The sequence below is a fragment of the Amycolatopsis sp. NPDC059021 genome, from assembly GCF_042739895.1.
Lineage (GTDB): Bacteria > Actinomycetota > Actinomycetes > Mycobacteriales > Pseudonocardiaceae > Amycolatopsis.
The window spans coordinates 16,092-35,212 of record NZ_JBHYIQ010000033.1 but is presented as its reverse complement, the minus strand read 5'-3'; the positions used below and the strand labels follow the sequence as shown (position 1 = coordinate 35,212).

The following is a 19,121-nucleotide window of genomic DNA, read 5'->3' as shown; positions in this document are numbered from 1 at the left end:
CAGATGAGCTGAAGGGGACTTTTCTCGCATGTTACGAGACGAAAGTCCCCTTCAGCTCTTGTGGACGGTCGCGGTCCAGCCGTCTTCGAGCAGGGCGAAGATCGTCCGGACGTCGCGTTCCGGCTTGGGGCGCCGGTAGACGATGTCGCCCGCTTCGAGCGCGAACCGCGCCAGTGCCGTGCAGACGACGTCGTCCGCGGGCGCGCCGAGGTCCTCGGCGATGGCGCCCGCCAGCGCGGTCTCGTGGCGCAACCACATGTGACGGCTGTATTCGACCAAAGCCGGGGTTTCCTCGACCATCCGGAGGAACGCGGCGACTTCCGCGTTCCCGTCGGCCATGACCGCCCGGTGCCGGAAGTACTCGCACAGCGCCCCCGGGATCGACTGCCCGGCGGGCCGGTCGCGGACCGCCGCGACGAGCGCGGCCTCGATGTCGTCTTCGAGGTCGAAGACCAGGGCCTCCTTGCGCGGGAAGTGTTTGAACAACGTGGTCACGGCCACGTCGGCGGCGTCGGCGACTTCCTTGACGCTGACGTTGTCGTAGCCGCGCTCGAGGAACAGCTTCAGCGCGGCGTCGGCCAGTGCCTGGCGGGTCTGGGCCTTCTTCCGCTCCCGGCGGCCGATCGGTTCGTTCACCCGCTCACCTTAACCCAACGCGCAGCGAAGTCAAAAAGCTAGTGATTGCACTTTTGAAGTGAGTGTGGTCTTCTGGGGGCATGGACACCACCACTCGTATCGCCGTCGTCGGCGCGGGGCTGGGCGGCCTCGCCTGCGCCCGCGGGCTCCAGCTCCACGGCGGCTCGGTCACCGTCTTCGAACGGGAGCCGTCACGGCACGCCCGTTCGCAGGGCGGCACCCTGGACCTGCACGCCGACACCGGCCAAGCCGCCCTGCGCGCCGCGGGCCTGTTCGACCGGTTCCACGCGCTGGCCCGGCCCGAAGGCCAGGAGCAGCGCACACTCGACCCGGTCACGACCGAACTGCTGCGGCACGACCAGCCCGCCGAAACCGACGACTACGCGCCCGAAATCGACCGCGGCCAGCTGCGGGACATGTTCCTCGACTCACTCACCGAAGGCACTGTCCACTGGGGACACACCGTCACCGGCGTCGAGGCGCTGGGCGACGGCACCGCAGGACTCCTCTTCGCCGACGGCACCACGCAGGACTTCGACCTGGTCGTCGGGGCGGACGGCGCCTGGTCCCGGGTCCGCCCAGCGGTTTCCGCCGCAACGCCCGCGTACACCGGCAACACCCTCGTCGAGACGTACCTCGACGACGTCGACACCCGGCATCCCGCGCTGGCGCGGCTGATCGGGAACGGGACCATGGTCGCGAGTTCGGGCGGCAAGGCGGTGATCGCCCAGCGCAACAGCGGCGGCCACGTCCGCGTCTACGCCGATCTGGCGGTCCCGGCCGACTGGCACGTCACCGCCGGTCTGGATCTCGGTGACGCCGAGGTCGTGCGCGCGTACCTGCTGCGCGAATTCGACGGCTGGCACGACGATCTGCTCGGCCTGCTGCGCGAGAGCGAGGGCGGGTTCGCCAACCGCCCGCTACACGTGCTGCCGGTGGGCCACACCTGGGCACACATTCCCGGGATCACCCTGCTCGGCGACGCCGCGCACCTCATGCCGCCGGTCGGTGTCGGGGCCAACCTCGCCATGCTCGACGGCACCGCCCTCGCGGACGCGATCGCCGCGCACGCCGTTCTCGACGACGCGGTCCGTGCCTACGAAGACGTCCTGATCCCGCGCTCTGCCGCGGCCGCTCAGGCCGCCGCCGAACTGATGGAGGTACTGGGGGAGGACGCGCCCGTCGACGTGGACGCGATCCGCAGGCAGCTCAACGACCGGATCCTGAACGCGCGGTGAGGGCCGGGCCGAGGCTGTTCTCCCGCAGCGCGGACGCGGGAATGCCGAGCAGGAGGATGACCCCGCCCAGCACGACCACCCCGGCGCTGATCTGCAGGCCGAGGTCCAAGGAGCCGGTGGTCGTCTTGATCCAGCCGAGCAACGCCGGGCTGGTGGCCGCGGCGAGCGAACCCATCGTCGTCACCATGGCGATGCCGCTCGCCGCGGCCGGGCCGGAGAGATAGATCGACGGAATGGAGTAGAAGACGGTCAGGCCGGAGTAGTGCGCCGCGGTCATCAGGGCCAGCAACACGATCACGAGGTACGGGTTGCCGCTCACGAACGACAGGCCGATCAGGCAGGCGGCGGCGAAGAACTCGGCGCCCGCCGCGTGCCATCGCCGTTCCAGCGTGCGGTCGGAGTGGCGGCCGACCAGCAGCATGACGCCCATGCCCAGTACCGGCGGGATGGCCGCGAGCAGGCCGATGTCCAGCACGTTGCCGACGCCGGAGCTGTTGATGACGAGCGGCGTCCAGAACGAGACGGCGTTGGCGAGGGTGTAGCAGCCGCAGGACACGAGGCCGAGGATGTAGACCCGGGGATCACGCAGCGCGCGCAGCATCCCGCCGTGCTTCGACCCGGCCTGTTTGCGGTCCTGGTCGGCGCCGAGGTCGTCGGCGATCGCCTGCTTCTCGGGCTCGCTCAGCCAGCGCGCCTGTGCCGGTTTGTCCTGGAAGAACAGCATGACCAGCACGCCGAGCACGATGGGAGGAAGCGCTTCCAGTGCGAACAGCCACTGCCAGTCCTTCAGGCCGAGTGCGCCGCCGAGGGTGTGCATGATCCACCCGGACAGCGGCGGGCCGAGGATGCCCGACAGCGGGACGCCGAGGAAGAACAGCGCGGTCATCCGGGTCCGCCGGGCCGAGGGGAACCACTGCGCGAGGTAGAACAACGCGCCGGGGAAGAACCCGGCTTCGGCGACGCCCAGCAGGAAGCGGGCGACGTAGAACAGCGCCGGCGTGGTCGCGAAGACGGTCAGGAAGGTGACCACGCCCCACGACACCATGATCCGCACCAGCGTCTTCCTGGCGCCGATCCGGGCGAGCAGCATGTTGCTCGGCACCTCGAAGAGGATGAAGCCGACGAAGAACAGTCCGACGGCCAGGCCGTAGACGCCTTCGCTGAACCCGAGGTCGGCCTTCAGCCGGACCTGCGCCACGCCGACGTTGGTCCGGTCGATGAAGCTCACCACGTAGCAGGCCAGCAGCAACGGCATGATCCGCCACGCGACCTTGCGGTAGAGCGGGTCGCGGGGAACGGCGGGGCCGCCGTGGGAAGTCGACGTCACTGTCTCACTCCGGGATCGAGAGGAAGGCACACGCCTCCGGTGCCGCCCCGAGTCTCGATCCGAGTGTTGAGAATGTCAACACCCGGTTTCCGGGTCGCGGTCCCGGACGGTGGCCTAGAATCGCCGGATGACCACGCTGCTTTCCATCTCCGAGCTGCTGTCCTACCGGATGCACCGGGTGGCCAACGCGATCTCCCGCAGTGCCGCGACCCGGTACCGCCGCGACTTCGACGTCAGCCTCGGTGAGTGGCGCACACTGGCCCTGCTGGGCGAGGATTCCCCGCTCACACTGAACAAGCTCGCCGCGCGGGCCGGGCTGGACAAGGCGCAGATGAGCAGGGTGGTGGCCAAACTGGACGAACGCGGGCTGCTGGTCCGGGAGTCCGGTGCCGGGCGCAGCACGCGGCTGTCGCTGAGCCGCAGGGGGAAATCCCTCTACCAGGGGCTGATCGAGGCGGCCAACGAGCGCAACGAGGCGTTCCTGGTCTGCCTGACCCCGGCCGAGCGCGAGGCACTGGATTCGGCGCTGGACAAGCTCGGCAAGCTCGCGAAGGTGCTGGAGGGTCAGCAGTCTCTCTAAGTGTTGACATTATCAACACTACTCGGGTAGTCCTGGGGTGAATGATCCTCAGGAGGTGGACCGATGGCAGACCGTGTGACGATCTGCGAGTGCTTCGCCCGCGACGGGCTGCAGCACGAGACCGGGTTCGTGCCCACGGAAACCAAGCTCGACCTGCTCGCCGCCTTCACCGCGGCGGGATTCCGCCGCATCGAGGCCACGAGCTACAGCCACCCGCGTCACGTCCCCGCGTTCGCCGACGCTTCCGACGTCCTCGCCGGCCTTCCCCGGCGCGACGGCGTCGCGTACAAGGCGACCTGCCCCAACCCACGGGCCGTGCAGCGCGCGATCGCCGACCTCGACGCCGGTCGCGGCGCCGAGGAGCTGAGCTTCCTGGTTTCGGCGACCGAGGGGCACACCGAGCGCAACCTGCGGACCACCCGCGCCGCCCAGTGGGCGAACGTCGCGGAGATGTCCCGGCTGGCGCAGGGGAAGTTCACCGTGGTCGGGGTGGTTTCGGTCGCGTTCGGCTGTCCCTTCGAAGGGGCCGTCGACCCCGGCTCGGTCGTCGCCGACATCGTCCGCTTCGCCGAACTCGGCGCCGGCCTGATCACCTTGGGCGACACCATCGGCGCCGCGACGCCCAGGACCGTCGCCGATCTCTACCGGCGGATCGAGCGGGCCGGGGTCGAAGTCCCCGTAGTCGCGCACATGCACAACACGCGCGGGACCGCGCTCGCCAACTGTGTCGCGGCGCTGGACGCGGGCTGCCGTCACTTCGACACGGCCTTCGGCGGCGTCGGCGGTCATCCCGCCCGGATCGCCTACGGACAGGGGCTCACCGGGAACGCCTGCACCGAGGACCTGGTCGCCCTCTTCGAAGCGATGGGCGTCGACACCGGGCTCGACGCCGACCGCGTCGCGGCGGCCTCCGAACTCTGCGAGCGGGCGCTGGGCCGCGAGCTCTACAGCATGATCGCCAAGGGGAGGAAGGAAAAACTCGATGCCTGAGGTACTGCTCAGCGAAGACGATGGGGCGGTGCGCGTCCTGCGGCTCAACCGTCCCGGAAAACTCAACGCGCTCAACACGGAGCTCACCCAGGCCCTGCACGACGCGCTGCTCGAAGCCGACCGCGATCCGGAGGTCCGCGCGCTGGTACTGGCGGGCAGCGGACGCGGTTTCTGTGCCGGTGCCGACCTTTCCGAGTTCGGGCACCTCACCCCGGACAACCCCGCCGCCGTCCTGGATCGCGCCGAACTGACCAGCCGGACGCAGTCCCTGCTGCGCGAACTGTCGACCCCGGTGGTCTCGGTCGTGCAGGGCGCGGCGGTCGGCGGGGGAGCGGGCCTGGCGATCGGCGCCGACATGACCGTCGTGGCCACCGACGTCAAATTCGGCTACCCCGAGATGAAGCACTCCATCGTCCCCGCGGTCGTGATGACCGGCCTGCAGCGGCAGCTCGGGCCCAAGCTGGCCTTCGAGCTGATCAGCCTCGGCCGGATGCTGACCGCACCGGAAATGCTCGATCTGGGGCTGGCCAACCGCGTCGCCGAGCCGGGGGACCTGGTGGAGGAGGGCCTGCGGATCGCCCGCCGGTGGGCCGAGTCCAGCCCGCTGGCGATGGCCGCGACGAAGACGCTGTTCCACCGCGTCGCCGATCTGCCCTACGCCGAGGCGATGCGCGCGGGCCGGGACGTCAACGTGATCATGCGTGGATTCCGGGAGCGCCGATGAAACCGTTGTCCGGCATCACCGTCCTCGATTTCTCCCGAGTGCTGGCGGGGCCCTTCGCGACGCAGGGGCTCGCCGAACTCGGGGCCACCGTGCTCAAGGTGGAACGTCCCGGTCGCGGAGACGAGTCCCGCGGCTGGGAACCCCGCCTGCCCGCGGGCGAAAGCGCTTACTTCTTCGCGTTCAACCGCGGGAAACGCTCGATCACCCTCGATCTCAAGACCGAACGCGGGCGTGAACTCGCCCGTGACCTCGCCGCCAAGGCCGACGTCGTCGTCGAGAACTTCCTCCCCGGCACACTGGACAAAATGGGGCTCGGCTACGAAGCCCTTTCCGCGGTGAACCCCGGCCTGGTCTACGTGTCCAACACCGGGTTCGGCCAGGACGGGCCGTACCGCGACCGCAAGGGCTACGACACGATTTTCCAGGCCCTGTCCGGGATCATGCACCTGACCGGCCACCCGGACACGCCCCCGGCCAAGGCGGGCGTCCCGGTCTCCGACCTCGCTTCCGGCCTGTGGACGATGATCGCCGTCCTCATCGGACTCGTCGGGCGCGGCGGCACCGGCCGGGGGTCCCATGTGGACGTCGCGATGATGGACGTCCAGGTGAGCCTGCTGGCGCTGGCCGCGGCGCGGCTCTTCGCGTACGACGAGGATCCCGTCCGACAGGGCACGCAGCACCCCGGCCGCGTGCCTTCGGCGGCGTTCCAGTGCCGGGACGGTCATTGGCTCCACCTCAGCGCGAGCGATCAGCACTGGCTTCCGTTGTGCGAGGTCCTCGGGCTCGCCGACCTCGCGGCCGATCCGGAACTGACCGCCAACGCAGGACGTCTCCGGGAGCGTGACCGGGTGCTGGGCGCACTCCGCGCGGCTTTCGCGCAGCGGCCACGGGCGGAACTCGCCCGTGCGCTGCGTGAGCGCGACGTCCCGGTCGGCGAGGTCAACTCCGTGCGCGAGGCGCTCGAAGACCCGAACACCGTCGCACGTGGCATGGTGGGGCACTTCGACCATCCGGCCGAGGGCCGGTTTCCCGCGCTGCGCACCCCGCTGCGTCTCGATGGCTACGAGGATCCGGAACCCGCTGTGCCACCACGGCTGGGTGCCGACACCGAAGCCGTGCTGACGGCCTACCTCGGTCTGTCCACAAAGGAAATCGAAACGCTGCGCGCGGAAGGGGTGATCTGAAGTGGACCCGGTGCTGGTGCGTAAGGAGGCCGGGGTCGCCGAGGTGACCCTGAACCGGCCCGAGGCACGCAACGCGCTGAATCTCCCGATGTGCACGGCGTTGCGGGAAGTCTTCGCCGACCTCGACGCCGAGGACGACGTCCGGGTCGTCGTGCTCAAGGCGAGTGGCCCCGTCTTCTGCGCGGGCGCGGATCTCAAGGAGCGCAAGGGAAAGGACGAGACCTGGGTCCGCCGACGGCGGCTCGCCTCGTTCGCCGCCTACGAGACGATCGAACGCTGCGGCAAGCCCGTGTTCGCCGTGGTGGACGGCCCGGTGGTCGGTTCCGGCGGCGAGATCGCCATGAGCTGCGACTTCGTCCTCGCCTCCGGGGCCGCGACCTTCTGTTTCCCCGAACCGCATTGGGGCACGATCGGCGCCACCCAGCGGCTGCAGCGCGTCATCGGGAAACGCCGTGCGAAAGAACTGCTGTTCACCGGTCGCGTCGTCGACGCCGAAGAAGCCGCCCGCCTCGGCCTGGTGACCCGGCTTGCGCCGGCCGGTGAACTGGCGAGACTGGTCACGGAAACGATCGAGGCGATCCTGGCGGCGCCGCCGCTCGCGCTGAGCCTGACCAAGCAGTCGGTCGATCTCGGCGAGGAGGCGGCGCTGACCACCGGCATCCGCATCGAACTCGCCGCGATCGAACGGAATCTCGCCGACGGCGGCTGGCGGCGGGGCGTCGCCGAGTTCGCGGACCGGATCGGAGAATGACCACAGTGGACCCGAGCGAACCGGACCTGACGGGCATCTGTCCACTCACGACGGACGCCGCCCTGCGTCGCGCCGCGACCGTGGTCCCCGGCGTCGAGGCCGTCGTCAACGCCGACGAGCGTGTCACCTACGCCGCACTGGCCGAGCAGGTCGCGGTGCTGCGTTCGGCGCTGCACCACGCGGGCGTCGAGCGGGGTGACCACATCGGACTGTGCCTCGGCAACGGACCCCGCTGGGTCGCGTTGTTCCTGGCCATCACCTCGCTGGGCGCGGTGACCGTGCCGGTCAACACCCGCTTCAAGGCGCCGGAACTGGAGTACGCGTTGCGTCAGTCGGACGTCAAGCTGCTGTTCGTCGCGGAAAAGGTGCTCAGCTCCGCCTTCGTCGCGATGCTCCGCGAAATCTGCCCCGCAGTGGACAAGGAACTGCCCGACCCGAATCTGCCCCGGCTGGCGCGGGTCGTCGTGATCGGCGAGGACGTACCCGAGGGCGCATTGAGCTGGGACGAGTTCGCGACGGGCGCGGGGGAGCCAGTCGAACCAAGCGCCCAACCCGACGACATCGCGCTCGTCCAGTACACCTCGGGGACGACGTCGTTTCCCAAGGGCGTGCTGCTCACCCACCGGAACATGTGTGCCGACGCGTTCTTCTCGGGCACGCGGCTCGGGCTGCGCGCGGGCGACCGGTTCTACAGTGGACGGCCGTTCTTCCACGTGGCGGGCACGACGTTGTCGATACTGGCCTGTCTCCAGCAACTGTCCACTTTGGTCACCGCGGAGCGCTTCGTGCCCGAGACGGCGCTGCGTTTGCTGGCCGAGGAAAGATGCACGCACTTCGCCGGGAACGACACCATCGCGCTGATGTTGCTCAACCACCCGGATCGCGCTCGGTACCGGCTCAGCCTTCGCGGCGCCTGGCTCGCGGCGTCGCCGACGGTGGTACGGCGCGTGATCGACGAACTGGGCGCCGCCGAGGCCGTGGTCGGCTACGGGTTGTCGGAAGCCTCTCCCAACGTCGCGCAGTCGGCGTGGTGGGAGGACGAGGAACTTCGGGTCGACGGCAGTATGCCGCCGGAGCCCGGAGTTTCCGTACGGATCAGGGATCTCGTCACCGGAGACGACGCCGAGCGCGGGCAGCCGGGCGAGATCCGGGTCCGCGGCTGGAACGTCATGCGGGGTTACTACGCGATGCCGGAACAGACCGCGGCGGTGCTCGACGCCGACGGCTGGCTGTCCACCGGTGATCTCGGCGTCCTGCGTGCCGACGGGCGGTTGCTGTTCACCGGCCGGGCGAAGGAACTGATCCGGGTCGGCGGGGAGAACGTCGCGCCGACCGAGGTCGAGGCGGTGCTGCACCGGCATCCGGCGATCCGCCAGGCCGCGGTGGTCGGCGTCCCCGACGAACGCCTCGTGGAGGTCCCGTTCGCCTTCGTCGTCCTCAACGACGGCGCCGCCCCGGAGCCCGGCGAACTGATCGAGTGGTGCCGCGGCGAGATGGCGGGGTTCAAGGTCCCGCGCCATCTGCGGATCGTCGGCGGGTTCGAGGGGATCGGGATGACCGCGAGCGCGAAGATCCAGAAGAACCAGCTGGCCGAGCACGCCGTCCGGCTCTTGAATGAGCACATCTTGAATGAGCAGAGTTTGGACGGCCGATGACCCGCATCGAAACCGACGTCACCCGGCTGCTCGGCATCGATCTGCCGATCGTGCAGGCCGGGATGTCCTGGGCCTCGTCCTCGCCGGAGCTGCCGCTCGCGGTGTCGGACGCCGGTGGCCTCGGCGTGCTCGCCGCCGGGCCGATGCGTCCCGGCGACCTGCGCGACGCGGTCCGGGCGTTGCGCGCGGGCACCGACCGGCCGTTCGCCGTCAACCTGCCGCTCTACCGCAAGGGCGTCGAGGAGACGATCGATCTGCTGCTGGCGGAACGGGTTCCGGTGCTCATCGCCTCGCAGGGCGGGCCGCGGCGCTATCTCGACCGGTTCCACGCCGCGGGCACCGTCTGCCTGCACGTCGTCGCGAGCCCGGAGCACGCGCGCAAAGCCGCCGATGCCGGGGTGGACGGCCTGATCGTGGTCGGTGCCGAGGCGGGCGGGCACCCGCCGCCGGACCTGGTCTCGACGCTGGTGATCGTCCGGGCGGTCGCCCGCGCGGTACCGGATCTGCCGATCGTCGCGTCGGGTGGCTTCGCCGACGGAGCCGGGCTGGCCGCCGCGCTCGCGCTCGGTGCCGGGGCGGCGCAGTTCGGCACCCGGTTCCTGGCGAGCACCGAGGCGAACGTCCATCCCGCCTACCACCGGGCGGTCCTGTCCGCGACGGTCGCCGACGCCCAGCCGGTCGGCCGGGAACTGGGCGTCATCCGGGCGCTGCCCAACGCTTTCACCCGCGACATGACGAAGCTCGAACGCGAGGGCGCGAGCGTGGAGGACCGCCGGCTCCGGTTCGGGAAGTCCACCCTGAAAATGGCGGCTTTCGACGGGGATGTCGACAACGGCAAGATCGAAGCCGGGCAAAGCGCCGGTCTGGTGGACGACATCCGTCCCGCGGCCGAAATCGTGCGCACGCTCGTCGCCGAGTACCTCGCCGCGGTGCGAAGGTTGCCCGGTGTACTGCCTGAGTAACGGCCCGTGTCTTGCGGGGAAAGTACCCGGAGTAACCGTGTAACGACGGGACCCCGGGAGGCGACTTTCCGGACGCGTGAGGCGAGCCAGGGAATTTTCCTTCGGCACCGGCGAACGGCGAGGGTGCCTGGACCATCCTTTGTGGTCGGCAGCGCGCTGTCCGAAGAAGGTCCCGCCGTCGTGGACCGGCGGCGTCGAATCGGTGCTCCGGAGGCCTGATGAATCCGCGCGTCCTGCCCGTGGTGTTGATATTGCTCATTTCGCAGGTGGCGGCTCCGGCGACGGCGGCAGCCGCCACGGCCGGGGTGTGCGACGGCGCGTTCGGTGTCGCCGAAGCCCCGCAGGGAGCCGAGGTGGTGGAGCCGGGCACCGACCTTTCGGCCAGGACCCGTAACAGCCCGCCGGGGACGACGTTCTGGCTGAGCCCCGGCACCCATCACCTGGCCCCGGATCAGTTCGGCCAGGTGATCCCGAAGGACGGTGACGTCTACCTCGGCGCGCCGGGGGCGGTGCTGGACGGCGGCGGGACCAACCGCGCGGCCTTCACCCAGCAGGCCACCGACGTGGTGATCCGGGGGCTGACCATCCGGGGCTTCGTCGCGCCGCAGGACCAGGGGGTGGTCAACCACGATTCGGCGCCGCGCTGGGTGATCGAGGGCAATCTCATCGAGGAGAACCGTGGCGCCGCGATGATGGCGGGCGCCGGGCAGCGGGTAAGCGGGAACTGCCTGCGGAACAACGGCCAGTACGGGATCAACGCCTACCGCTCGGGCGGCGGCGTCCGCGATCTGGTCGTCGAAGGCAACGAGATCACCGGGAACAACACCGACGACTGGGAGACGAAGGCGCCCGGCTGCGGATGCAGTGGTGGCGCGAAGTTCTGGGCCGTCGACGGCGCGGACATCCGGGGCAACTGGGTGCACCACAACCACGGCGCCGGCCTGTGGGCCGACACGAACAACAACGACTTCCTGATCGAGGACAACCTGATCGAGGACAACGAGGCCGAGGGCCTGTTCTACGAGATCTCGTACAACCTCGTCCTGAGCGGGAACACCTTCAACCGCAACGCCTGGACGCGCGGCCGCTGGCGCGCGGAACGGGGTGACAAGTTCCCGGTCGCCTCGGTGTACATCAGTGAGTCGGGCGGGGAACCGCGGCTGCCCGCCAGGACCGACAAGATCGAGATCCGCGGCAACATGTTCTCGGACAACTGGTCCGGGATCACCCTGTGGGAGAACGCGGACCGGTTCTGCAACAGCCCGGCCAACACGTCCACGCTGTCCTGCACGCGGCTGGTGACATCCGCCTCGGACTGCGTCCAGCCCGGGATCGCCACGGAACCGTTGTACAGCGACTGCCGGTGGAAGACGAAGGGGGTCGTCGTGTCCGACAACACCTTCGAGTTCGACCCGGACATCCCGGGATGCTCGTCGCTGTGCGGGCGGATGGCGGTGCTCTCGAACTACGGGACGTACCCGGCGTGGTCGCCGTACAAGGGCGCGGTGATTTCGGAAGCAATCACCTTCCGCCAGGAAAATCAGTGGCGTGACAACAAATACTACGGGCCGTGGACCTTCGTCGCCCTCGATCCTTCCCGGGGCTTGACGTTCGACCAGTGGCGGGCGGCCCCGTACCAGCAGGACGCGTGCAGCAGCTTCGGCGAAGGCGGCAACTGCTGAGCCGGGGGACGAGTCAGGCGGCGCGCACGAGCGCGTCGTCCGGTGCGGGCACGCCCTCGCGGGCGTACCGCCGGGCGAGCGCCGCGCAGACGATCAGCTGGATCTGGTGGAAGAGCATCAACGGCAGCACGATGAGCCCGACCCTGTCGTGTCCGAAAAGGACGGTGGCCATCGGGAGGCCGCTGGCGAGGCTCTTCTTCGAGCCGCAGAACAGGATCGTGATGCGGTCCGCGCGGCCGAAGCCGAGCAGCTTCGCGCCCGCGCCGGTCACCGAGAGCACCAGGCCCAGGATCACCGCGCACACCGCGGCCAGCACGAGCAGGCTCAGCAGGTCGATCCGGTGCCAGATGCCCTCGGTCATCCCCGCGCTGAACGCGGTGTACACGACCAGCAGGATCGAACCGCGGTCGAAGATCTTCAGCGGTGCGGAATGCCGGGTGATCCAGTCGCCGATCCAGCGCCGCGCCAGCTGTCCCGCCACGAACGGCACCAGCAACTGCAGGACGATGTCGAGCACCGCGGAGCCGTTGATCCCGCCGCCGTCGGTGGACAGCAGCAACGCCACCAGCAGCGGGGTGACCACGATGCCGAGCATGTTCGACAGCGACGCGCTGCAGATCGCCGCCGCGACGTTGCCGCGCGCGATCGAGGTGAACGCGATCGAGGACTGCACCGTGGAGGGCAGGACGCACAGGAACAGCACGCCGGTGTAGAGGTCCGGGCTCAGCAAGCCGGGCGACAGCACGGCGGTGGCGAGCCCGAGCAGCGGGAAGAGCACGAACGTGGCGCACAGCACCACGGTGTGCAGCCGCCAGTGCCGCAGCCCGTCGAGGGCTTCCTGGGGTGACAGCCGCGCGCCGTAGAGGAAGAACAGCAGCCCGACCGCGACGTTCGTCGCCGTCCCGAAGCCCTGCGCGACCACGCCGGAGGCGGGGAGCAGGGACGCGACGCCCACGGTGGCCAGGATCCCCGCGATGAACGGGTCGATGCGGAGCTTGGCCAGCACGGCGGTGAGGGGCTTGGTCAGCGTCGCGAATACGGTGGTCATGGATCTCCCTTCCCCGTCCATTCTCGGCGCGCGAATGATCATTGTGAACCCCGATGACCGCACTGACTGTTATCGAGGAACGCGATAAACTTCTCGTGTGCTGGATCCCCGCCTGTGCCGTTCGTTCCTCGCGGTCGCCGAGACGCGCAGCTTCACCGCCGCCGCCCGGCGGCTGGGGGTGGGCCAGCCCACGGTGAGCCAGCACATCCGGCGGCTGGAGGACGCGGCCGGCGGGCTGCTCTTCGCACGGGACACCCACGCCGTGGACCTCACCGCGCGCGGACAGGCGATGCTCGGCTTCGCGCAGACGATCGTGGACACCGAGGACCGCGCCGAGCGGCATTTCCGCGGTGCCGAGCTCCGCGGCCGGGTGCGGCTGGGGGTGTCGGAGGACTTCGCCCTCGGCGAGCTCCCGGACATCCTCCGCAGGCTCCGGCACAGTCATCCGCTCGTCGACGTCGAGCTCACCGTGGAACTGTCGGACACGCTGGCGCAGCGGCTCGGTGCCGGGCAGCTCGACGTCGTGCTCGGCAAACGCAGGCCGGGAACGGCGAGGGGACGGCTGCTGTGGCGAGAACCCCTGGTGTGGATCGGTTCCGCGGCCACGGTGATCGAGCCCGGTCAGCCGGTGCCGCTCGTGCAGTACCCGATGCCGTCGATCACCCGGCAGATCGCGGTGGAATGCCTCGAACGCGCCGGGCTGGACTGGCGGGCCGCCTGCCAGACCTCGAGCCTGACCGGCCTGCGCGCGGCGGCCACCGCCGGGCTCGGCGTGAGCCTGCACGCACGCAGCCTCATCCCCGCCGACCTCGCCGAACTGCCGCCGGACTGCGGCCTGCCGGACCCAGGGGACATCGAGTTCATGCTGTTGTCCCGGGAAACGGCGGAGGAGCCCGCGGTGGCGCTCGCGGAGTTCGTCGTCGACCGGGTCAGCGCGTCCCGGCGGTGAGGATCTTCCGCAGCCGCGCCAGCGCCCGGTGCTGGGCGACCCGGACCGCCCCCGGCGTCGAGCCCACCGCGTCCGCCGTCTCCTCGGCGGACAGGCCGACGACCACCCGTAACACCACGATCTCCCGCTGCCGGTCGGGCAGCACGGTCAGCAACTGGGCCATGCGCTCGTTCAGTTCGCTCTGCAACGCGTGCTGCTCCGGCCCCTCGGCCGCCTCCACCGCTTCGGGCACGTCGGCGACCGGGTCGGTGCGGTTGCGTGCCACCGCGCGGTGCGCGTCGGCCACCTTGTGCTGCGCGATGCCGTAGACGAAGCCCAGGAACGGACGGCCCTGGTCGTGGTAGGTCGGCAACGCCGTGAGCACCGCGAGGCACACCTCCTGTGCGACGTCGTCCGCCGAGGCGTACGACCTTTCCAGCCTGCCGACCCTGGCCCGGCAGTACCGCACGACCAGCGGCCGGATCGCCGCCAGCAGCTGCTCGACCGCGAAGGGGTCGCCCTCGATCGCGTCGGCGACCGGCGCGTCGAGCAGCCGCCAGTGCGAGGGGAACGGATCGGCGGGACGGCCCGTCGCGGCCAGCTCCCGCACCAGCGCGCGGCTCTTGAGCCGGAGCAGCGCGCCTTCCACGTCGACGCCGGTGCGGAGCGTGTCGGCCAATGCGGCGTCGGCCGCGCGCAGGGTTTCGGTGATCGCCTTGTCGCTGTAGGCGGTTTGCGGCATCTCTGCCTCACCTCTTGTCGTGTGTTCGCCGGGCGGCGGGGAACCGCTGTCTCAATCGTTCCCGCGCGTGCCTGCGGTGGGAGCGGACCGTCGCGGGGGTGATCTTCAACGCCTGCGCGGTCTCGGCCGGGGTGAATCCGTCGAGCAGCCACGCCAGCACGGTCCGTTGCTGGTGGGGGAGTACGGAAAGGAGTTCGATGATCTCGGCGTGCTGGGCGACGAGCGCGACCAGCTTGTCGTCCGCGGGCTCGGCGGGCGGGAACCAGTCGGGCCGCGGACCGGCGTCGAAGCGGGCCCGCTCGGTGGCGAGCCTGCCCGCCACGCCCCGCACCCAGGCACGGGGATGCTCGATCGACGACCAGGACTCGTAGGTGAGCAGCATCGCGTCGGCGGCCACGTCGCGCGCCTCGAGCACGTCGGTGCCGATCTTACACAGAAACCCCACCAGCGCTGGGAATTCGGCCCGGAAGAACGTGTCGAAGTCGTCGTCAGCACGCACGCGTTCCCTCACCGTCCCCTCGCGCCGCGTGTCGTCTGTCTCTTGACAGGTGCGGTGAGCGGGCCGCCAGGTGGTAACGATTTAGTCACGGCTCATCGCGTGCCGCGTGCATGACGCGCGGATCACCGGGTAGCCGAGCGGAATGACTACTCAGGAGACGGTGGACCGGCTCCTGCGGGAGGCCGGCCGCACCTATGCCGCCGACGCCGGGATCACCCTTGCCGACAAGCCATCCCCGCTGTACCGGCTGCTGACGCTATCGCTGCTGCTCTCGACGCGGATCAAGGCCGACATCGCGGTCGCGGCGGCACGGGAACTGCACGCGGCCGGGCTCGGGACGCCGCGGGCGATGGTGGAGGCGAGCTGGCAGGACCGCGTCGATGCGCTGGGCCGCGCGCACTACCGGCGCTACGACGAGCAGACCGCGACCGCTCTCGGGGAGGGCGCGGAACTGCTCCTCGACCGCTTCCACGGCGACCTCCGCCGGATACGCGAAGCGGCGGACGGGGACGAGCGGGTGTTGCGGGACCGGCTCACGGAATTTCCCCGCATCGGCCCGGTGGGCGCGGCCATCTTCGCCAGGGAAGTGCAGGAGGTGTGGCCGGAGTTCCGGCCACAGCTGGACACCAAGGCGTTACAGGGCGCGAAGAAGCTGGGATTGCCTCAGGACACCTCCGAGCTTGCCCGGCAGGTCGACGGAAAAGCACTGGCCCGCTTGGCAGCGGGGCTCGTGCGGGTGACACTGGACGATGCGCTCGCGCGGAAAGTGACCGAGCCGACAGCGTGACCGGGGGACTAAACGCGGGCTCCCGTGCGTTGGGACTCGGGCCGCTCTTCGGCGGCCTCTCCCGTCCCACCCGGCGAAGTCCGCCTCGCCGTGACGGCCGGGGTCTGGGTGATTGCGAGAAGTCGGTTGACGCGAAAAAGACAATGAACCGAGGAGGTGAATGACGGAAATGGATGCCATGACGACGGAATGGCAGGCCGAAGCGGCCTGCCGCAACGAGGACCCGGAACTGTTCTTCCCGATCTCCGAGGTCGGGCCGGGGGCCCGCCAGACCCGGCAGGCCAAGGCCGTGTGTGCCCGGTGCCCGGTACGCACGCAGTGCCTTTCGCACGCACTGCGCAACGGGCTGGACCACGGCGTGTTCGGCGGTACCACCGCGGCCGAGCGCCGCGAAATGACCCGCCTTGCCGGTGTCGGAGGGCATCACGCGGCTTGACGTCGCCGGTATTCCCCGGTGATCTTCCTGTATTTCTCCCGGCGATTCACCGGGAATTTCCGGCGCGCCGGAGTGGCATCCTTTTTTCGGACATCCACTCCGGCGCGCGGTTCACCAGCCGACGCTCAGGGTGAGCGCGCTCGGCGGATTGCTGTTGTCGAGGATCTTCACCGAGCTCTGGTCGTTGATATCATCGTAAGCGAACCCGTACGCACGGTGATCGATACCGACGGAGTGGAAGAACTTCGCGTAGTCGTTCTGCACCGTGCCGGTGTAATACGCCGAGGGCGTGTACCACTTCGCCGTGTCCTGTGCGACGCCGCGGTTGAAGGCGGCGCAGAATTCCGCGCCGAGTTCGAGTTCGATACTGCTCATCCCCGGCGAAGCGAGCGCGCCGGAGCAGGTCACGACGTCCTTCGTGGTCGGTTTCCCGAGTTTCTGCGGCGCGGAACCGTCCTTGGTGAAGGTGAGCGTGTCGCCGGAGACCTTCCCGGTGAACTTCTGGCCCAGCCGGGTCAAGGTGAACCCGCCCGCGTACTTGCTCCACACCTGGTCGATGGTGGACTGGAAGTAGTTCGCCTGCGCGCCACCGGGGGCGAACAGCGCCGAGGCGCTCGGCGCGAGGATCCGGTGGGTGCCGGCGAGCGGTTTGAACGCCGCGCCCACCTCGCCGGAGTACCGGGAGAACACCTGGTCCCGGCTCGCCGTGATGCCGACCGTCTGGTCGTAACCCGTCGAGGACTGCTGCAGGCGCGCGGTCATCGGGAACCCGAACATGTCGACCTGCGTGGTGTTCCCGCCGAAGTTGGCCTTGCCGTTGGCGAAGGTGTACTCGTACCAGTCGAGGTAGACGTCGGCGTTCGGATCGGCGGGGTTGTTCAGGTCCGGGCCGCCCCAGCCGCTGTCGTCGGCGGCGATCGGCAGGTACATCGGCGAACCGAGCGAGAGATAGATCCGGCCGCCGTACACGCTCGGCGGCATCGTGACCGTCGACGCCTGCGCCAGGGTGAACGACATGTTCGCGTAGTTCCGGCCCTTCTTGGTCAGGTGGCCCGGCGCGGTCTCGTCGTTGTGGTTGATCGGCGTGAAGGTGCCGTCGGGTTTGAGGTAGTGCCATTTTCCGCCCGGCTCGGGCATCCCCAGCATCGTGACGTAGACCTGGGCGTCGCTCCACTTCCCGCCGGTGTTGTTCTTGAGTGTCAACGGGAACCGGCCCGCTGCCGCCTGCGCCTGCGGAGCCGCGACGGCGCAGGTACTCGCCAGCAGGAGCAGAGCGGCGAACGCGCGGCGCAGCCGCCGTCCGGTGCGCTGTGGACTGTGCTTTGTGGACATAAACGCTTCCTTCGTCTTCAGCGCCCGAAGGTGAACCAGTTGAGGCTGACGAACGGGGCTGGCTGGCCGCTGGTGAACGTGAGGTACACGTCGTGCTTCCCGGTGACGCCGGCGATGTTCGCCGGCACCGTTCTCCATGCCTGCCAGCCACCGGTGGAAGCGATGGCGAAGCTGCCGATCGGCGCGGCCGTGGCGCTGTCGAGCCGGACTTCGACCAGCCCGCTGACGCCGTTGCCCGCGCCGCTCGCGACCCGGCCGTTGAACTGTGTCGCCGGGGTACCGCCGAAATCGACGTTCCGGTACAGCGCCCACTGCCCGTTCTTCGCCTGGGCGAGGTTCTGCCCGCCACCGGCGTCGGCGCTCGGTTCGGTGCTCAGCCCGGTCAGCGTGTCGGCGGCTTCCGCCTCGATCCGGCCGTAGGCGTCCCGGGTGCCGGAATTCGGCGGTGTGGTCGGCGTCGTGGTGGTCGCCCCGCCGCCGCGGGAGAGAACGCGGACGTAGTCGACGACCATCGGGACACCGGACTTCGTGGCCGCGGTCGGGCCGCCGCCGAACGCGTCGGGGAACCCGCCGCCCATCGCGACGTTGAGGATCAGGAAGAAGCCGTGGTCGGTGGCGTTCTTCCAGGTCGTCGCGTCGACCTGGTCCTGGCGCACGGTGTGGAAGTTGACGTCGTCGACGAAGAACCGCAGCTGCTGAGGGTTGACGCTGCGATCCCATTCGAGCGCGAAGGTGTGGAAACCGGCCTGGCAGGCGGTGCCGGGGCAGACGTGCTGCCCGCCGATGCCGGTGGTCTCGTTGCACGGCCCGCCCGGCGATACTCCACAGTGGACGGTGGCCCACTCGTTGTTGAGCCCCTGGACGTTCTCCATGATGTCGAACTCGCCGATACCCGGCCAGTTCCACCAGTTGCCGCGGAAGGGCGCGCCGAGCATCCAGAACGCGGGCCAGTAACCCTTGGCGGCGTCCCCGGTCACATTGGGCATCTGGAGCCGGGATTCGACGCGCAGGGTGCCGTTCGCGGGTGGCTGGAAATCGGACCGGACCGTCTCGATCCGGCCGGACGTCCACTTGCCGGCGCCGTCGCGCACCGGGGTGATCCGCAGGTTGCCCTGGCCGTCGAGGGCGACGTTGCTCGTGCTGTCGGTCATCGTCTCGACCTCGCCGGTGCCGAAGTTCGGCGGGCCGCCGGGGTAGCTGGTGCCGGTGGTGTACTGCCAGTTCGCCGGGTTGACCTTGCTGCCCGCGGCGCCGTCGAAGTCGTCGGCGAAGACCTGGGTCCAGCCTGACGGCGGTGGCGGCAGCGCGGCCTGTGCCCGCATCGTCAGCGGAAGCGTGACCAGCACCGCGGCCGTCATGGCACCGATGAGCAGGAGAAAGCGCCGTCTTCCGGCGCGGGCGGGGAGGGTGATCGGGCTGGGCATCGGGTGACCTCCTTGTCAGCCCTCGGTCCAGTACGTGGGTTTGTTGTGGTTCACAACAAACCCGGGGTTCCTATGAGAACCTGCCGACCGGCCGCTGTCAGTCCGCCGTTCGGACGAACTTGGCTCCCGTGCTCTTCGCGGCCCGACGAGGTCTGGACCACAGCCCGATCCGCTGGGCCGATCGGCGGAATGGCAG

The 19,121-nt window shown here is 69.6% G+C and carries 19 protein-coding genes; 12 read left to right on the top strand and 7 right to left on the bottom strand.

Annotation, left to right across the window (positions count from 1 at the left end):
• Positions 1-51 precede the first annotated feature (51 nt).
• Entirely contained in the window at positions 52-636 is a 585-nt protein-coding gene (locus ACFWX1_RS20710) for a TetR/AcrR family transcriptional regulator (RefSeq protein WP_378389586.1), read from the bottom strand.
• Between the two features lie 80 nt (positions 637-716).
• Between ACFWX1_RS20710 and ACFWX1_RS20705 the strand changes: the two genes are divergently transcribed.
• Positions 717-1,874: an FAD-dependent oxidoreductase gene (locus ACFWX1_RS20705; protein ID WP_378389585.1), complete on the top strand. Its 1,158-nt coding sequence runs from the start codon at positions 717-719 to the stop codon at positions 1,872-1,874.
• On the opposite strand, the gene ACFWX1_RS20700 is transcribed toward ACFWX1_RS20705, so the two are convergent.
• Positions 1,846-3,201: an MFS transporter gene (locus tag ACFWX1_RS20700; protein ID WP_378389583.1), complete on the bottom strand. Its 1,356-nt coding sequence runs from the start codon at positions 3,199-3,201 to the stop codon at positions 1,846-1,848. The genes ACFWX1_RS20705 and ACFWX1_RS20700 overlap by 29 nt on opposite strands.
• Before the next feature lie 127 nt (positions 3,202-3,328).
• Between ACFWX1_RS20700 and ACFWX1_RS20695 the strand changes: the two genes are divergently transcribed.
• The 8 genes from ACFWX1_RS20695 (at position 3,329) to ACFWX1_RS20660 (ending at position 11,729) form a co-directional block, all read left to right on the top strand.
• Positions 3,329-3,781 (top strand): MarR family winged helix-turn-helix transcriptional regulator, encoded by a 453-nt coding sequence (locus tag ACFWX1_RS20695; protein WP_378389581.1) that lies wholly within the window; start codon positions 3,329-3,331, stop codon positions 3,779-3,781.
• A gap of 63 nt (positions 3,782-3,844) precedes the next feature.
• The gene (locus tag ACFWX1_RS20690) at positions 3,845-4,771 is read left to right on the top strand and encodes a hydroxymethylglutaryl-CoA lyase (protein ID WP_378389579.1); all 927 of its coding nucleotides are present in this window, start codon (positions 3,845-3,847) and stop codon (positions 4,769-4,771) included.
• Positions 4,764-5,495, top strand: a complete 732-nt coding sequence (locus ACFWX1_RS20685) for an enoyl-CoA hydratase/isomerase family protein (RefSeq protein ID WP_378389577.1) — start codon at positions 4,764-4,766, stop codon at positions 5,493-5,495. The genes ACFWX1_RS20690 and ACFWX1_RS20685 overlap by 8 nt, the downstream gene beginning before the upstream one ends.
• Positions 5,492-6,679, top strand: coding sequence for a CaiB/BaiF CoA transferase family protein (locus ACFWX1_RS20680; protein ID WP_378389575.1), 1,188 nt, complete (start codon positions 5,492-5,494; stop codon positions 6,677-6,679). The genes ACFWX1_RS20685 and ACFWX1_RS20680 overlap by 4 nt, the downstream gene beginning before the upstream one ends.
• Position 6,680: 1 nt before the next feature.
• Positions 6,681-7,430 (top strand): enoyl-CoA hydratase/isomerase family protein, encoded by a 750-nt coding sequence (locus ACFWX1_RS20675; protein ID WP_378389573.1) that lies wholly within the window; start codon positions 6,681-6,683, stop codon positions 7,428-7,430.
• Positions 7,427-9,085: an AMP-binding protein gene (locus ACFWX1_RS20670; protein WP_378389571.1), complete on the top strand. Its 1,659-nt coding sequence runs from the start codon at positions 7,427-7,429 to the stop codon at positions 9,083-9,085. The genes ACFWX1_RS20675 and ACFWX1_RS20670 overlap by 4 nt, the downstream gene beginning before the upstream one ends.
• Entirely contained in the window at positions 9,082-10,047 is a 966-nt protein-coding gene (locus ACFWX1_RS20665) for an NAD(P)H-dependent flavin oxidoreductase (RefSeq protein WP_378389569.1), read from the top strand. The genes ACFWX1_RS20670 and ACFWX1_RS20665 overlap by 4 nt, the downstream gene beginning before the upstream one ends.
• Positions 10,048-10,265: 218 nt before the next feature.
• Complete coding sequence (locus tag ACFWX1_RS20660) at positions 10,266-11,729, top strand: right-handed parallel beta-helix repeat-containing protein (protein WP_378389567.1); 1,464 nt, start codon at positions 10,266-10,268, stop codon at positions 11,727-11,729.
• 13 nt (positions 11,730-11,742) lie between these two features.
• Here the strand turns inward: ACFWX1_RS20660 and ACFWX1_RS20655 are convergent, their stop codons facing one another.
• The gene (locus ACFWX1_RS20655) at positions 11,743-12,777 is read right to left on the bottom strand and encodes a bile acid:sodium symporter family protein (RefSeq protein WP_378389565.1); all 1,035 of its coding nucleotides are present in this window, start codon (positions 12,775-12,777) and stop codon (positions 11,743-11,745) included.
• 97 nt (positions 12,778-12,874) lie between these two features.
• Here ACFWX1_RS20655 and ACFWX1_RS20650 point away from each other — a divergent pair, with 97 nt between their 5' ends.
• Positions 12,875-13,726: a LysR substrate-binding domain-containing protein gene (locus tag ACFWX1_RS20650; RefSeq protein WP_378389563.1), complete on the top strand. Its 852-nt coding sequence runs from the start codon at positions 12,875-12,877 to the stop codon at positions 13,724-13,726.
• Here the strand turns inward: ACFWX1_RS20650 and ACFWX1_RS20645 are convergent.
• Positions 13,707-14,258 carry a sigma-70 family RNA polymerase sigma factor gene (locus ACFWX1_RS20645; protein ID WP_378389690.1) on the bottom strand — a complete coding sequence of 184 codons (552 nt, stop codon included), beginning with the start codon at positions 14,256-14,258 and terminating at the stop codon, positions 13,707-13,709. The genes ACFWX1_RS20650 and ACFWX1_RS20645 overlap by 20 nt on opposite strands.
• 196 nt (positions 14,259-14,454) lie before the next feature.
• A complete protein-coding gene (locus ACFWX1_RS20640; RefSeq protein WP_378389561.1) occupies positions 14,455-14,946 on the bottom strand; it encodes an RNA polymerase sigma factor in 492 nt (163 codons plus the stop codon).
• Between the two features lie 142 nt (positions 14,947-15,088).
• On the opposite strand from ACFWX1_RS20640, the gene ACFWX1_RS20635 reads away from it, so the two are divergent.
• Together ACFWX1_RS20635 and ACFWX1_RS20630 are read left to right on the top strand one after the other, a co-directional pair.
• Positions 15,089-15,733 (top strand): endonuclease, encoded by a 645-nt coding sequence (locus ACFWX1_RS20635; protein WP_378389559.1) that lies wholly within the window; start codon positions 15,089-15,091, stop codon positions 15,731-15,733.
• Between the two features lie 169 nt (positions 15,734-15,902).
• A complete protein-coding gene (locus ACFWX1_RS20630; protein WP_378389688.1) occupies positions 15,903-16,169 on the top strand; it encodes a WhiB family transcriptional regulator in 267 nt (88 codons plus the stop codon).
• A 111-nt stretch (positions 16,170-16,280) separates the two neighbouring features.
• Here ACFWX1_RS20630 and ACFWX1_RS20625 read toward each other — a convergent pair whose 3' ends face one another.
• The gene (locus tag ACFWX1_RS20625; RefSeq protein ID WP_378389557.1) at positions 16,281-17,501 is read right to left on the bottom strand and encodes a glycoside hydrolase family 64 protein; all 1,221 of its coding nucleotides are present in this window, start codon (positions 17,499-17,501) and stop codon (positions 16,281-16,283) included.
• 17 nt (positions 17,502-17,518) lie between these two features.
• Positions 17,519-18,925, bottom strand: a complete 1,407-nt coding sequence (locus ACFWX1_RS20620; protein WP_378389555.1) for a carbohydrate-binding protein — start codon at positions 18,923-18,925, stop codon at positions 17,519-17,521.
• Positions 18,926-19,121 lie beyond the last annotated feature (196 nt).